Origin of the sequence: Novosphingobium panipatense (assembly GCF_900182875.1) — a bacterium.
In the GTDB taxonomy this organism is placed as follows: domain Bacteria; phylum Pseudomonadota; class Alphaproteobacteria; order Sphingomonadales; family Sphingomonadaceae; genus Novosphingobium; species Novosphingobium panipatense.
The window spans coordinates 232,047-245,887 of sequence record NZ_FXUI01000004.1; the positions used below are offsets into that span (position 1 = coordinate 232,047).

12 protein-coding genes are annotated in these 13,841 nt (G+C 64.4%); 4 read left to right on the forward strand and 8 right to left on the reverse strand.

The genetic code is table 11. From position 1 onward, the window contains the following. Nucleotides 1–57: 57 nt before the first annotated feature. Both QOL62_RS08710 and QOL62_RS08715 read left to right on the forward strand, forming a co-directional pair. Nucleotides 58–1,266, forward strand: coding sequence for a DUF445 domain-containing protein (locus QOL62_RS08710; protein WP_283406039.1), 1,209 nt, complete (start codon nt 58–60; stop codon nt 1,264–1,266). Then, nucleotides 1,263–1,805: a GNAT family N-acetyltransferase gene (locus QOL62_RS08715; RefSeq protein ID WP_283405955.1), complete on the forward strand. Its 543-nt coding sequence runs from the start codon at nt 1,263–1,265 to the stop codon at nt 1,803–1,805. The genes QOL62_RS08710 and QOL62_RS08715 overlap by 4 nt, the downstream gene beginning before the upstream one ends. 102 nt (nt 1,806–1,907) lie before the next feature. Here QOL62_RS08715 and QOL62_RS08720 read toward each other — a convergent pair whose 3' ends face one another. From QOL62_RS08720 to sucC, 3 genes are all read right to left on the reverse strand, one after another. After that, a complete protein-coding gene (locus QOL62_RS08720; protein ID WP_283405956.1) occupies nt 1,908–2,849 on the reverse strand; it encodes an electron transfer flavoprotein subunit alpha/FixB family protein in 942 nt (313 codons plus the stop codon). Then, nucleotides 2,849–3,595: an electron transfer flavoprotein subunit beta/FixA family protein gene (locus tag QOL62_RS08725; RefSeq protein ID WP_103729193.1), complete on the reverse strand. Its 747-nt coding sequence runs from the start codon at nt 3,593–3,595 to the stop codon at nt 2,849–2,851. The genes QOL62_RS08720 and QOL62_RS08725 overlap by 1 nt, the downstream gene beginning before the upstream one ends. Before the next feature lie 239 nt (nt 3,596–3,834). Beyond that, on the reverse strand, nt 3,835–5,034 hold the full coding sequence (gene sucC, locus QOL62_RS08730; RefSeq protein WP_103729194.1) for an ADP-forming succinate--CoA ligase subunit beta: 1,200 nt from the start codon (nt 5,032–5,034) through the stop codon (nt 3,835–3,837). A 185-nt stretch (nt 5,035–5,219) separates the two neighbouring features. Here sucC and QOL62_RS08735 point away from each other — a divergent pair, with 185 nt between their 5' ends. Then, the gene (locus QOL62_RS08735; protein WP_103729195.1) at nt 5,220–6,014 is read left to right on the forward strand and encodes a 3'(2'),5'-bisphosphate nucleotidase CysQ; all 795 of its coding nucleotides are present in this window, start codon (nt 5,220–5,222) and stop codon (nt 6,012–6,014) included. A gap of 18 nt (nt 6,015–6,032) precedes the next feature. Here QOL62_RS08735 and QOL62_RS08740 read toward each other — a convergent pair whose 3' ends face one another. Further along, nucleotides 6,033–7,568: a hypothetical protein gene (locus tag QOL62_RS08740; protein WP_283405957.1), complete on the reverse strand. Its 1,536-nt coding sequence runs from the start codon at nt 7,566–7,568 to the stop codon at nt 6,033–6,035. Between the two features lie 172 nt (nt 7,569–7,740). Beyond that, entirely contained in the window at nt 7,741–8,415 is a 675-nt protein-coding gene (locus QOL62_RS08745) for a YiaD family glycine zipper/OmpA-like lipoprotein (RefSeq protein WP_103729197.1), read from the reverse strand. A 192-nt stretch (nt 8,416–8,607) separates the two neighbouring features. Between QOL62_RS08745 and QOL62_RS08750 the strand changes: the two genes are divergently transcribed. Beyond that, nucleotides 8,608–9,945, forward strand: coding sequence for a hemolysin family protein (locus tag QOL62_RS08750; protein WP_283405958.1), 1,338 nt, complete (start codon nt 8,608–8,610; stop codon nt 9,943–9,945). Between the two features lie 77 nt (nt 9,946–10,022). Here the strand turns inward: QOL62_RS08750 and QOL62_RS08755 are convergent, their stop codons facing one another. The 3 genes from QOL62_RS08755 to ileS are packed head-to-tail and all read right to left on the reverse strand — an operon-like array spanning nt 10,023 to nt 13,791. Then, a complete protein-coding gene (locus tag QOL62_RS08755; protein WP_283405959.1) occupies nt 10,023–10,439 on the reverse strand; it encodes a DUF3035 domain-containing protein in 417 nt (138 codons plus the stop codon). A gap of 23 nt (nt 10,440–10,462) precedes the next feature. Further along, on the reverse strand, nt 10,463–10,978 hold the full coding sequence (gene lspA, locus QOL62_RS08760; protein WP_283405960.1) for a signal peptidase II: 516 nt from the start codon (nt 10,976–10,978) through the stop codon (nt 10,463–10,465). Then, a complete protein-coding gene (gene ileS, locus QOL62_RS08765) occupies nt 10,975–13,791 on the reverse strand; it encodes an isoleucine--tRNA ligase (protein ID WP_283405961.1) in 2,817 nt (938 codons plus the stop codon). The genes lspA and ileS overlap by 4 nt, the downstream gene beginning before the upstream one ends. Between the last annotated feature and the right edge of the window lie 50 nt (nt 13,792–13,841).

The following is a 13,841-nucleotide window of genomic DNA, read 5'->3' on the forward strand; positions in this document are numbered from 1 at the left end:
GGCGCGCGCAGGAACGCGGACGTAGCGTCCACGATACAGGCCGATCGGGCCCGACGCATGCGCCTCTTCGCCACCGGGCTGCTGATGGCCATGGCCATCGCCTTCCTTGTGCTTCGGCGGATCGCGGGCACGCACCCGGCTTGGGGCTATGCCATCTCCTTCACCGAAGCTGCGATGGTCGGCGGTCTCGCGGATTGGTTTGCCGTGACCGCCCTGTTCCGGCGCCCGCTCGGCCTTCCCATTCCCCACACCGCCATCATCCCAGAGAACAAGAATCGCATCGCCGATTCGATGGCCACGTTCCTGCGGGACAACTTCCTCACCCCGCAGGTCGTTGCCCGCCGGGTTATCGGCTTCAACTTCGCGGCCGCCGCTGGCGCGTTCCTTTCCGATCCCGCACGCGGGGGCGAGAACCGGATCCGGGCGGGCGGTGCGAACCTCCTGGCCGATATCCTCGAATCGCTCGACCCGGAACGGCTGGGGGACCAGGTCCGATCGGGTCTTGCACGCCAGCTCGAGCGTGTCGAAGTTGCGCCTCTTCTTGGTCAGATGCTGTCAGTGATGATCGCAGACCGCCGCCACCTTCCCCTCCTCGAGGGTGCGGTGCGCTGGGCAGGACAGGCCCTGGAAGCGAACGAGGACATGGTTCGCGCCATGATCCGCGAAAGGGCCCACAGTCTCCTGCGCCTGACGGGTCTGGATTCACGCATCGCCAATTCGGTGCTCGACGGGCTTTACAAGCTGCTGGCCGAGATGATCGTGCAGCCCGATCATCCCCTCAAGCTGAAGGTCGAGCACCTGCTTGAGGATCTGGCCGACCGGCTGGTGAATGACCCGGAAACACGGGAAAAGGTCGAAAAGGCCAAGCGCGAGCTGATCGGCAATCCCGCTGTCGGGCAGTGGTGGCAGTCGGTCTGGGAGCGGCTGCGCCGCAAGCTCATAGAGGCGGCGCGCGACCCCGACGCGGCCCTTGGCGGTCAACTGGCGACGATGCTGGGGGAGTTGGGAAGCGCCCTGCAGGGCGATGCCCGTTTGCAGAGCCAGATCAACCGGTTTGCCCGGCGTACGCTCGTCGGCGTAGCGGCGCGGTACGGGGACGAGATCGTCCGCCTGGTGTCGGAAACGGTGCGACGGTGGGACGCGCGTACGATCAGCAACAGGCTTGAGGCCGCGGTGGGGCGCGACCTGCAGTTCATCCGCATCAACGGTACCCTGGTCGGTGGCTTGTTCGGCCTTTGCATCCATGCGATCGACAGCCTGCTATGAACGCACAATCCTTTCTTTCGACGGAGCGGTTCGACTTGTGGCAGCCACAGGCGGCCGATCTTCCGGACCTGTGCCGCCTGCTGGAGGACGAGGAGACACGCCGGTTTCTCGGCCTCGTACGAGCCGGAGAGCCGCAGCAGTTCGACCGTCTGCTGCGCAGCGCCGGCTCCTGGGCACTGTATGGCTACGGCCTTTTCGCCGTCCGGGAGCGCGGCCGGCCCGAAATTATCGCCAGCTGCGGCATATTCCACAGCTGGCGCGGCTTCGGCGCAGAGGCACGCATAGACAATGTGCCCGAGGCCGGGTGGATCGTGCGTCGTGACTGGTGGCGCCAAGGCCTTGCGCTGGAGGTGATGCGCGCCGTCCTGTCGTGGTTCGACGAGGCGCACGGCCCGACACGGATCACCTGCATGATCGAAGAAGGCAATGTCGGGTCAGACAGGGTTGCCCGACACCTCGGCTTCGAGCGGTACGGGACCCACCACCTTGCCGACGAAACTCCGCCGGTCCGCGTTAACCTTCTGCACCGCCAGCCCTGATCCGCCGGCTCAGGCCAGCGCTCCCTCAGGGAATGTTCAAACGCGAAAAGCCCCGGCCGTTTCCGACCGGGGCTTTCTGTTTGCTGTGGCTGAGGCAGCCGATCAGAGCTTGCCGGTCAGCTCCGGCACGGCCGTGAACAGGTCCGCCACGAGGCCGACGTCCGCGACCTGGAAGATGGGCGCGTCCTCGTCCTTGTTGATGGCGATGATGGTCTTGGAGTCCTTCATGCCCGCAAGGTGCTGGATCGCGCCCGAGATACCCACGGCGATGTACACTTCCGGCGCCACGATCTTGCCGGTCTGGCCCACCTGATAGTCGTTGGGCACGTAACCCGCGTCGACGGCCGCGCGTGAAGCGCCGACCGCTGCACCGAGCTTGTCGGCAAGCGGCAGGATGGTCGCTTCGAACGTCTCGGAGTCCTTCAGCGCACGGCCACCCGAAACGATGATCTTCGCGCTGGTCAGTTCCGGACGCTCCGACTTCGCCAGCTCGGCACCCACGAAGGTTGACAGGCCGGCATCGCCCCCCTGCCCGTTGGTCGCCGTCACGTCCTCGACCGCAGCCGAACCGCCCGTGGCTTCGGCCTTGGCGAAGGCCGTGCCGCGCACGGTGATGACGAGCTTCGCATCGCTCGATTCAACCGTCGCAATGGCGTTGCCGGCGTAGATCGGGCGAGTGAAGGTCTTCTCGCCTTCAACCGAAAGGATGTCCGAGATCTGCATCACGTCAAGAAGAGCGGCCACGCGCGGCGCGATGTTCTTGCCAGTGGTCGTGGCCGGCGTGATGAAGGCGTCGTGGCTGGCCATCAGTTCGGCAACCAGCGGAGCCACGTTCTCTGCCAGCGCGTGCTCGTATGCCGCATTGTCGGCGACGAGTACCTTGCCGACGCCGGTGATCTGCGCAGCGGCATCGGCCACCCCGCGGCAATTCGATCCCGCGACCAGCAGATCAACTTCACCCAGCTTTGCAGCGGCGGTAACGGCGGAAAGCGTCGCGTCCTTGACCGACGCGTTGTCGTGTTCGACCCAAACAAGCGTCTTCATCAGGCGACTCCCAGTTCCTTGAGCTTGGCGACGAGCGCATCAACGTCGGCGACCTTGACGCCGGCCGAGCGCACGGCCGGTTCGGAAACCTTGAGCGTCTTGAGGCGCGGCGCGATGTCGACGCCGAAATCGGCGGGGCTCTTCACGTCGAGCGGCTTCTTCTTCGCCTTCATGATGTTGGGCAGCGAAGCGTAGCGCGGCTCGTTCAGGCGAAGGTCGGTGGTGACAATGGCGGGGAGCGACAGCTTCACCGTTTCAAGGCCGCCGTCGACTTCACGGGTTACAGACACCGAATCGCCGTCGATTTCGACCTTGGAGGCAAACGTGCCCTGCGGACGACCAAGCAGCGCCGCCAACATCTGGCCGGTCTGGTTCGAATCGTCGTCGATCGCCTGCTTGCCAAGGATCACGAGGCCCGGATTCTCCTCGGCCACGATCGCCTTGAGGATCTTCGCCACGGCGAGCGGTTCCACTTCGGCATCGGTTTCGATGAGGATGGCGCGGTCCGCACCCATGGCAAGGGCGGTGCGCAGCGTTTCCTGTGCCTTGGCCGGCCCGACGGAGACGGCGACGATCTCTTCCGCCTTGCCCGCTTCCTTGAGACGGATGGCTTCTTCGACCGCGATCTCATCGAACGGGTTCATGCTCATCTTGACGTTGGCCAGGTCAACCCCGGTGCCGTCGGCCTTGACCCGCGGCTTAACGTTGTAATCGATCACCCGCTTCACGGGCACGATGATCTTCATTGCGATCTGTCCTCTCACTGTTGGGACGGCAATTTAACCGCGCAATTAAACTCTCACGAGGGAGCTATTGCCATCCTTTACCCTTGCGTCAAGTCCCGCACACGCGGGAACCCCTTGGGGATGGCAAAGCTGAACTACACCGGCCCGCTCCACCTGGCATGCAAAAACGGCGGAGGTCACAGGACCCCCGCCGCATTCTGTTCAGCCGTAAATGAAGCGCACCGGGCGCATCATCGGGTTCAGGCGACAGCCTGGACCTCAGCGACGATCTTCTTGGCAGCGTCGCCCAGGTCGTTGGCGGGAACGATGGCCAAGCCGGAGTTCGCCAGGATGTCCTTGCCCTGCTGCACGTTGGTGCCTTCGAGGCGGACGACGAGCGGAACCGAGAGGTTCACTTCCTTGGCGGCCGCGACGATGCCCTCGGCGATGATGTCGCACTTCATGATGCCGCCGAAGATGTTCACGAGGATGCCCTTCACGGCGGGGTCCGCGAGGATGATCTTGAACGCCGCGGTTACCTTCTCCTTGTTGGCGCCACCGCCCACGTCGAGGAAGTTGGCCGGGAACATGCCGTTCAGCTTGATGATGTCCATCGTCGCCATGGCAAGGCCCGCGCCGTTCACCATGCAGCCGATGTCGCCATCAAGCTTGATGTAGGCGAGGTCGTACTTCGATGCCTCGATCTCGGCCGGATCTTCCTCGGTCTCGTCGCGCAGAGCGAAGATGTCGGGATGACGGGCAAGAGCGTTCGAGTCGAAGCTCATCTTGGTGTCGAGGACGAGCAGCTGGCCGTCCTTGCTCTCGACCAGCGGGTTGATCTCGACCATGTCGCAATCCATCGCGATGAACGCGGTGTAGAGCTGCTTGGCCAGCTTCTGGGCCTGCTTGTTGAGGTCACCGGTGAGCTTGAGGGCGAAGGCGACCGCGCGGCCGTGGTGAGGCTGGAAGCCTTCCGCCGGATCGATCGTGATCGTGGTGATCTTCTCGGGGGTGTTGTGCGCGACTTCCTCGATGTCCATACCGCCTTCGGTCGACACGATCATCGCGACGCGACCAGTCTTGCGGTCCACGAGCATCGACAGGTAATATTCCTTGTCGATGTCGACGCCGTCCGTCACATAGAGGCGATTCACCTGCTTGCCCGCTTCGCCGGTCTGGATGGTGACGAGCGTGTTGCCGAGCATTTCCTTGGCGAAGGCTTCAACTTCCTCGATCGACTTGGCGAGACGCACGCCGCCCTTGGCGTCGGCGGGGAGTTCCTTGAACTTGCCCTTGCCGCGGCCACCCGCGTGGATCTGCGCCTTGACGACATAGAGCGGCCCCGGCAGCTGCTTGGCAGCCGCCACCGCTTCCTCGACAGTGAGGGCGGCGATGCCGGCGGGGATGCCCACGCCATACTTCGCGAGGAGTTCCTTGGCCTGGTATTCGTGGATGTTCATCGCTCAAATCGCTTTCTGCTGGAGGTTCCCGGGGAAGGCGCCGTAGCCATATGTTCGCTAGCCGCCTAAGCACATCCGGCCCGCCTTGAAAAGGCCCGCTGTCTGCGCAAATGCATGGGGTCTGCAAATTTGATCCTGCTCATTTGCTAACAGTTTGCAGTATCGATAACTGGAATCCCGTTCGAATGATTGACCGCAGCAAATTGGAAGCCATCGTTCGGGAAGCCGGCCGGATCGCTCTGGCGGGCTGGCCGGGTGACGGCCACGAACTTGAATCGTGGGAAAAGACGCCCGGCAGCCCGGTCTGCACGGCCGACCTTGCGGTCGATGCGTTCCTGAAGACGGAACTGACCGAACTGCTCCCCGCCGCCGGCTGGCTGTCGGAGGAAACCGCCGACACGCGGGAGCGACAGGATCGGGAGCTCGTCTGGCTGGTCGACCCGATCGACGGCACGCGCGACTACATCCGGGGCCGCAGCGGCTGGGCCGTGTCCGTGGCCCTGGTGAACACCCGCCGGCCGCTTCTCGGCTACTTGTATGCCCCCGTCCGGCGGCGGGAGGAAGGCGGCGAATTCTGGTCAGCCGAAGCTGGAAAAGGCGCCTGGCTGAACGGCACGCGCCTTCACGCCAGCCGCCGCGAGGCGCTGGCCGGATCGCGGGTACCGGCGCAGAAGCTCGCGCCCGAAGACGCGGATCTGACCCTCGTGCCGCAGCCCAACTCGATCGCGCTTCGCATGGCGATGGTTGCATCCGGGGACGCTGACCTGCTGGCGACGCTGCGCTGGGGGTACGAGTGGGATATCGCAGCGGCCGGGCTGATTGCGCGCGAGGCAGGGGCTGCAGTAACCGACGCCTTTGGAAAACCGCTCAATTACAACAAGCACGATCCACGAGCCTTCGGCCTCCTGGTGTCCTCGAACGGCATACACGCCGCTGCCGTGGAGCGCCTCGCAGACCGAGCGGCGCGCTACTCGGCCTGAGAGCACGCCGGGGCTGCCTCAAGCCTCGGTCGTGCCATCCTCTTTCGTGTCCATGGGCTCACCACGCCAGGCGGGATCCTTGCCCATCCTTTCGATCGCCTTGCGAGCGTAGTCGCTGAGACTGCCGCCGTGGGGATTGGCCGCCACCGCCGCGAGGACCGCTTTGGCATCCCCATGCCGCCCGAGCGCAATGAGGGCCATGCCGAGCTCCGCGCGAAGTCCCAGATCGAAGGGGGCCAACTGCATCGCCCGGACCAGGCCGTCGATGGCCAGCTGCGACGGCTTTTGCCCCCGCTCCACGAACCCGCGATAATAGTAGATCAAGGGGAGGGGATGGTCGTTCTCAAGCCGGTTCAGGGCAATGAAGGGCGCGCGCGCCACCTTGTAAGCTGCCTCCCGCGCGTCTCCATCCAAGTCTGCGGCGATGCGAAGCAGCGCGTAGCCTTTCTGCAGGTACGCGTTGACCTGCCGAGGGTCGCGCTTGAGAGCCGCATCCGCAGCCGTCACCGCCTCCCCATCATTACCGGCGTCGTACTCGCACTCCGCCAGCGCCGAGAGGACGGCCGGATCGTCCGGATGCAGCGCCGCTATTGCGCGCGCCTCCGCAAGTACCGCCATGGCCTCCTCTTCAGAAACACCGCGCTTCGACCGCACGCGGACGTTCATCATGGCCCCCTCGCCGGCAGAGAGCGCGCGCAAGGCCACCGGTCCGATCTTCAGCTTGCCCGCGTCGATTTTAAGCGCTGACAGTCTGCGCTGCACCAGATAGCGGTCCAGCTCTTTCTCCAGTGCGGCAAAGTCCCCGAAGACTTCCGTGGCTGCAACCGTCTGGCTCTTGCCTTCTCCGAGCAAGGCAAGGTAGCGGCTGAACTGCCCGCGACGAGCCTCGTTGAAGGTGAGGTAGTGGTAGAGCAGCCAGCTCTTGCCATAAAATCCGTCCATTTGACTGAGCTTCAGCTTCGCCGTCGCTTCCGGATCAAGCAGTTCCGCGACCTGCACGTCCTTGCCCAGCAACAGCCCTCCGGCGCGGTGGACCGCGGGCCGCCCCATCCACAGACTGCCGTCCATCTCGAACTTGGCCGAGGCGAAGAATTCAGCCGCGCCTTCACCAACCCAGCGCGGCATCGGCATGGCACTCGACGAAATCATGAAATGGTGAGCGTATTCGTGCAGCAGGACGACCATGGACCAGGTCACGGCTCCACTGGCCGCCTCCACGGCTGGAACGATCGCCAGCGATCCTCCAGCGGCAGGCACATAGAAGCCCGCAACCTGATCGTCCTTGCCCCCGTGCAGCTTGCGCACCTCGCGCTCGTTCTTCACCACGTAGACAGTGACGCGGTTGGACGGACTTGGTTTCGCCGTGTCCGTATTGAAAACGAGCGCTACCCCGGCATGGTATCGCTCCAGCTGCTCGGCAAACCGGGTGACGTTCTTCGTCGTATCGTTGGCATAGATGACGAAGTGATCGCTGGAAGCTTCCAGCCAGGCTGCCTGCGCCGGTTGAACCGGCAGCGTCATCGCCAGCAGCCCCAAGAATGCCTTGAATTTCATGATGTTTCCCCACCCCGATCAGCGCAGACTAGGGAAAACTGAAAGCGATTCAAGCGATCCGTCCGGATGGTCGCTTCGCCTGTAATTCCTGCAAGACCAGCCATACGAAGAAGGGGCCGGTGCGTCGCCGCGCCGGCCCCTTCCCCGATCCCGCTTTACGCGGAAGTGCTGATTACTGGGCCGAGTTGGCGTCCTCGGTGGTGACCGGGGTGATCTTGATCTCGACGCGGCGGTTGAGCGCGCGGCCTTCGGTCGTGTTGTTGTCGGCCACGGGGTAGTTCATGCCCATGCCCTGCGTCTGGATACGGGCGGACGAGACACCCCGGCTGATCAGGTAGCGGGCCACCGCGTCCGCGCGGCGCTTGGACAGATCCATGTTGTAGGTGGCGGACCCGGTCGAATCAGTGTGGCCATAGACGTCTACGAGGCTGTTCGGGTACTGCACCATCGATTGAGCGACCTTGTCCAGCGAAGTCTGGAACGACGGGCTGATGACGGTCGAATCGACGGCGAATGTCACGTCCGGCAGATTCACGAGAATGCCGTCGCCCTGCTGGCTGACGTCGATGCCTGAACCGGCGGTCTGCTCCTTCAGCTCCCTGATCTGCTTGTCCATCTGGTAACCGACGACACCGCCAGCGACGCCGCCGATACCCGCGCCGACGATACGCGCGGTCTTACCGCCAATCACGCTGCCCAGCAGGTAGCCGAGCCCGGCGCCGCCGGCGCCACCGATCGCCGTGCGCGAAACCTTGCGCTCACCCGTGTTCGGATCAGTGACACAGGCGGAAACGGAGACCATCGCAAGTACTGCGGCGGCCGAAGTGATCAGGCGCGACTTCTTCATCTGGGTTGTCCCTTCCTCTGGATGTGCCTTCATATAGACATCTGTGCGGTAGTGAACATGAACGGCAAATGGCTTATGGGGCCTCAACAACCCGAAGGTCGACCGGTTCCCTGCAAGCTCCTGCAACAAAGCGTTGCATCCCCACGGGGGTTCTTCGCGTTCGGCCTATTCTCTGCTAGCGATGAAGGCACTGTGACACCCTTTCCCTGGACTGACGTCCTCATCATCATCGGCCTGATATTCCTAAACGGGCTGTTCTCGATGTCCGAACTGGCCATCGTCTCCGCGCGGTCGGCGCGCCTGAAGGTCTCTGCCGACAAGGGCAGCCGGGCGGCCAAGACCGCACTCGATCTGGCGGCGGAGCCGGGCCGGTTCCTGTCCACCGTACAGATCGGCATCACGCTGATCGGCATCATCGCCGGCGCCTATTCCGGCTCCAGCCTCGGCGGACCGGTCGGCGACCGGCTGGCGCTGGTGGGGGTGCCGGCGCGTTTCGCCGCCGAACTCGGTTTCGCGCTCGTCATCGTGGCGACAACCTACCTCAGCGTGGTCGTGGGCGAACTGGTGCCCAAGCAGCTGGCGCTGCGCATGGCGGAACCGGTCGCCCTCGTCATGGCGCAGCCGATGAGCCTGCTTGCCCGCATCATGGGCCCGTTCGTGTGGCTGCTGGACCGCTCCTCCGGCGTCATCCTGCGCCTGTTCTCCATCCGCAGCGGCGATACCGAACGGCTGACGGCGGAGGAACTGCACATGATCTTCGCCGAGGCGACACGCTCCGGCGTGATCGAGGAAGAAGAGCGCGCGATGATGACAGGCGTGCTGCGTCTCGCCGAGCGGCCCGTCCGCGAGCTCATGACGCCGCGCAACCAGATCGACTGGATCGATGCCGATGCGGACGAAGACCAGCTGCGCGCCAAGATAAAGGCGTCGCCCCATTCCTTACTGCCGGTGATGGACGGCGAAGGCGCACCGGACAACGTGATCGGCATCCTCAAGGTCAAGGAAGTGCTTGCCGCGCTCATCGCCGGCGAGACCGTCGACGTGCGGGCCATGATGCGCAAGGCCGAGGTCATACCGGACCAGCTCGACGCCATGGACGCGCTTCGCAAGCTCCAGACCGCCGAGGTGTCGATGGCGGTGGTGCATGACGAATACGGCCATCTCGAAGGCGTGGTGACGCCCTCGGACGTTCTCTCCGCGCTGGCGGGAACCTTCGTTTCACACCAGGACGAAGGCGACGAGCCCATGATCGTCACGCGCGATGACGGTTCGCTGCTGGTGTCTGGCGCGATGCCCGCTGATGCCCTGGCCGACCGCCTCGGCATGACTCTCCCGGAAGACCGCGACTTCGCGACGATCGCCGGTTACGTGCTTCACGTCCTGCGCAAGGTTCCGCGCGAGGGGGAAAACTTTGTAGAGCAGGGTTGGCGCTTCGAGGTCATCGACATGGACGGCCTCAAGATCGACAAGGTGCTTGTGAACGCCGAGCTCCCCGCAGCCAGCGACGACGGCGTGGCCGGGGACGGCTGAACCGGTCGCCGTCGGGCCAAAAAAAGGGCCGGACTTCACTGTCCGGCCCCTTTTTTTATAGCGTGTGCGGCAAAGCTTCAGCTTCCGGCCGAAGTCTGCGCGTCGCGGCCATCCCCCTGCGGGGCGGCGAGGATGGCGCGGGTGACCTGGCCCTTGGCGACCGTGTAAGTGCCCGGATCCCCGACTGTCGAGCGGATGCCCGGAGCCGCCGTGCCGGCGAGATCCAGCGCCGATTTTTCCACCTCGCTGCGCGCCTGCGGACCGCCGAACAGAGCGTCCAGCGTCTGCTGCTGGAGAGAGTCGTTGGTGGGGCGCGGCTGCCCTTCCTTGGGGGGGCTCAGCGAGAAATCGGGCGGCACCACCAGCGGGGTCTGCCGCTGCACGGCAAATTCGTCGGGACGGCTGCGGTTGAACAGGCCCGTGCTGCCGCAGGCCGAGAGCAGGACCGCGCCGGTCGCGACGAGAACGAAGGCACCGGTTTTCTTCATGCGCATCAAAATCAACTCGCGTTTTTTATTCAGGCCTGGGGGGCGGGTTCCGCCTCTGCATCGGGCTTGTCGCGCGAAAACAGGGATCGGGCAAGGATAATCAGGACGCCGATGGTGATGGCGGCATCGGCCAGATTGAAGATCAGGAAGGGCCGCCAGTCACCGAAATGCAGGTCTGCGTAGTCGATGACGTAGCCCACGTTGAAGCGATCGTGGATGTTACCCGCAGCGCCGCCCAGCACCAAGCCGAGGGCGCCAATTTCCGGCAGCTTGCGCTCCCGCAGCAGCCAGATCAGCACGAAAGCGGCGATCGCGGCGGTCATCGCCACGAGCGCCCAACGCCCCTCCGGCGATCCGGCCGTGAACAGGCCAAGCGACACGCCGAAATTCTGCGTCCAGGTCAGGTTGAAGAACGGCAGCACGTAGACCTGTCCGATCCGGTCGAGATCCAGATCATCGACCACCCATCCCTTGATGCCCTGGTCCACAGCGTAGGTGACCACTGCCAGCAACAGGCCGAGACCGCGTTTAGGCCACTCCGTCACGCTGTCGTCTCCACCACGTCCTCGCAGCGAGCGCAGAGATCACCATCCTCGGCAACTTCCGGGAGATGGCGCCAGCAGCGGCCGCACTTGTGGTCGTTGGAAGGCGTGACGCTCACGCCCGAGCCATGGTCGCGGGTAACTTTCCCGGTGATGAACAGCTCGGCCAGATCGCCCTCCGGCGCCGTGTCCGGCACCGTGACTACGGCGGCAAGACTGGAGCCAATGACCTTCTCGCGGCGCAGCGGCTCGATCGCCTCGGTCACCTTTTCGCGAAGGGCGCGAAGCTCGGCCCACTTGGCGGCGTCGGCCTCGACCGCCGGGACTTCGGGCCATTCCAGCAGGTGGACGCTGCCGCCATCCGGGTAGCGCGAACCCCAGGTCTCCTCGGCGGTGAACACGATCACCGGGGCGGCGTAGCGGATCAGGGCATGGAACAGGATGTCCAGAACGGTGCGGTACGCGCGTCGCTTCGGATCCGTGGCTGCGTCGCAGTAGAGGCAGTCCTTGCGGATATCGAAGAAGAACGCAGACAGATCCTCGTTGCAGAAGTCCAGCAGCGATCGCACGTAGGTGTTGAAATCAAAGGCGTCGACGGCACTCCGCAGCGTCCTGTCCAGATCGCCCAGCAGCGCGAGCACGTAGCGCTCGAGTTCTGGCATCTCCTCGACCGGCAGGCGTTCGGCTTCCTTGAACCCGTCCAGCGCGCCCAGAAGGTAGCGCAGGGTGTTGCGCAGCTTGCGGTACTGGTCGGCCACGCCTTTCAGGATCTCGTCGCCGATGCGGTGGTCCTCGGTGAAGTCGACCGAAAGCGCCCAGAGGCGGATGATGTCAGCGCCGTTGGTCTCCATGACCTTGAGCGGGCTGATGGTGTTGCCCAGCGACTTCGACATTTTCATGCCCTTGGCGTCCATGGTGAAGCCGTGGGTAAGGACCGCCTTGTAAGGCGCATGGCCGCGCGTGGCGCAGGATTCGAGCAGCGAGGACTGGAACCAGCCGCGATGCTGGTCGGAGCCTTCGAGATAAAGGTCGGCTGTAGGCCCTTGGTAGCCTTCGGGACGCAGCAGGTCCGGCCAACGGCCCGATTCGAGCACGAAAGCGTGAGTCGAGCCCGAATCGAACCACACGTCGAGGATGTCCGCAACGCGCTCATAGTTCGCGGCATCGTAGTCTGCGCCAAGCAGGTCCTGCGCAGCCTCGTCGGACCAGCCGTCGACGCCCTGCGCAAGGATCGCGGCGCGGATGCGGTCGTTCACCGCCTCATCGACCAGGTATTCGCCGGTTTTGCGGTCAACAAACAGCGTGATCGGCACGCCCCACGCGCGCTGGCGCGAGAGCACCCAGTCAGGGCGCCCCTCGACCATCGCGCCGATACGGTTGCGGCCCTTGTCGGGGACGAAGCGGGTGTCGGCGATGGCCTGGAGTGCCACTTCGCGCAAGGTGCCCTTGCTCTGGTAGTCCATGGCCTTGTCCATCGGGACGAACCACTGCGGGGTGCAGCGGTAGATCACCTTGGCCTTGGACCGCCACGAATGCGGGTAGCTGTGCTTGTAGTCCGCAGAGGCGGCCAGCAACGCGCCAGCTTCGCGCAGGTCCGAGCAGATCGGGCCGTCGGGGGCGTTGAACTTAGGGTTGATGACCGAGCCCTGCCCAGCCAGCCACAGCCAGTCCTCGCGGTACTTGCCGTCCGCCTCGACCACGAACTTCGGGTTGATGCCATTGGCCTTGCACAGCTCGAAGTCGTCCTCGCCGTGGTCGGGCGCCATGTGGACGAGGCCGGTGCCGCTGTCGGTGGTGACGAAATCGCCCGCCAGCAGCGGACGCGGCTCCGCGAAGAAGCCGCCCAGCGCGTGCATCGGGTGGCGCGCGATGGTGCCGGCGAGGTCCGCGCCCTTGAAGGTGCCGAGCGCATATTCCGCGAAGTCGGCGTCGCCGATCATGTTTTCGGCCACCGGGCCCAGACCCGTGCGTGCGAAAAACGCCTCCAGCAAAGGCACAGCGACGATGAAGCGGCGTCCGTCGTGGGCGCGATAATGGTGATATTCCACCTCAGGCCCATAAGCCAAAGCCTGGTTCACCGGGATCGTCCACGGCGTCGTCGTCCAGATCACCGCATGGGCGCCGACCAGTTCCTCGATCGGCGACTCAACGATCTCGAACGCCACGTCGATCTGGGTCGAGGTGATGTCCTCGTACTCGACCTCCGCCTCGGCCAGCGCGGTCTTTTCCACCGGCGACCACATCACCGGCTTGGCGCCGCGATAGAGCATGCCGTTTTCGGCAAATGTCAGCAGTTCGCCGACGATGGTGGCCTCCGCCTGGAAGTCCATCGTCAGGTACGGATTGTCCCAATCGCCGTTGATGCCGAGGCGCTTGAGCTGCTCGCGCTGCACGTTCACCCAGTTCTGGGCATAGGCGCGGCATTCGGCGCGGAATTCCTCGGCGGGGACTTCGTCCTTGTTCTTCTTCTTCTTGCGGTACTCTTCCTCGACCTTCCACTCGATAGGCAGGCCGTGGCAGTCCCAGCCGGGGACATAGGGCGCGTCCTTGCCCAGCAAGGTCTGGGTGCGGACCACCATGTCCTTGAGGATGTGGTTCAGCGCATGGCCGATGTGCATGTCGCCGTTGGCGTAGGGAGGACCGTCATGAAGGATGAACTTCTCACGGCCGCGGCGCGCCTCACGCGTTTTTTCGTAGATCTTTTCCGCCTGCCAGCGCGCCAGAATACCTGGCTCCTTCTGCGGGAGCCCGGCCTTCATGGGGAAATCGGTCTTCGGCAGGAAGACGGTGCTACGATAGTCGCGCTGTTCAGTCATGATCGGCGGGCACTATAACAATTGCGGGACTGTTGGAAGTCCGGCGATTT

Coding starts and splice junctions, on each gene's coding strand:
- QOL62_RS08710 (WP_283406039.1), top strand. CDS start 58: ATGCGCCTCTTCGCCACCGGGCTGCTGATGGCCATGGCCATCGCCTTC.
- QOL62_RS08715 (WP_283405955.1), top strand. CDS start 1,263: ATGAACGCACAATCCTTTCTTTCGACGGAGCGGTTCGACTTGTGGCAG.
- QOL62_RS08720 (WP_283405956.1), bottom strand. CDS start 2,849: ATGAAGACGCTTGTTTGGGTCGAACACGACAACGCGTCGGTCAAGGAC.
- QOL62_RS08725 (WP_103729193.1), bottom strand. CDS start 3,595: ATGAAGATCATCGTGCCCGTGAAGCGGGTGATCGATTACAACGTTAAG.
- sucC (WP_103729194.1), bottom strand. CDS start 5,034: ATGAACATCCACGAATACCAGGCCAAGGAACTCCTCGCGAAGTATGGC.
- QOL62_RS08735 (WP_103729195.1), top strand. CDS start 5,220: ATGATTGACCGCAGCAAATTGGAAGCCATCGTTCGGGAAGCCGGCCGG.
- QOL62_RS08740 (WP_283405957.1), bottom strand. CDS start 7,568: ATGAAATTCAAGGCATTCTTGGGGCTGCTGGCGATGACGCTGCCGGTT.
- QOL62_RS08745 (WP_103729197.1), bottom strand. CDS start 8,415: ATGAAGAAGTCGCGCCTGATCACTTCGGCCGCCGCAGTACTTGCGATG.
- QOL62_RS08755 (WP_283405959.1), bottom strand. CDS start 10,439: ATGCGCATGAAGAAAACCGGTGCCTTCGTTCTCGTCGCGACCGGCGCG.
- ileS (WP_283405961.1), bottom strand. CDS start 13,791: ATGACTGAACAGCGCGACTATCGTAGCACCGTCTTCCTGCCGAAGACC.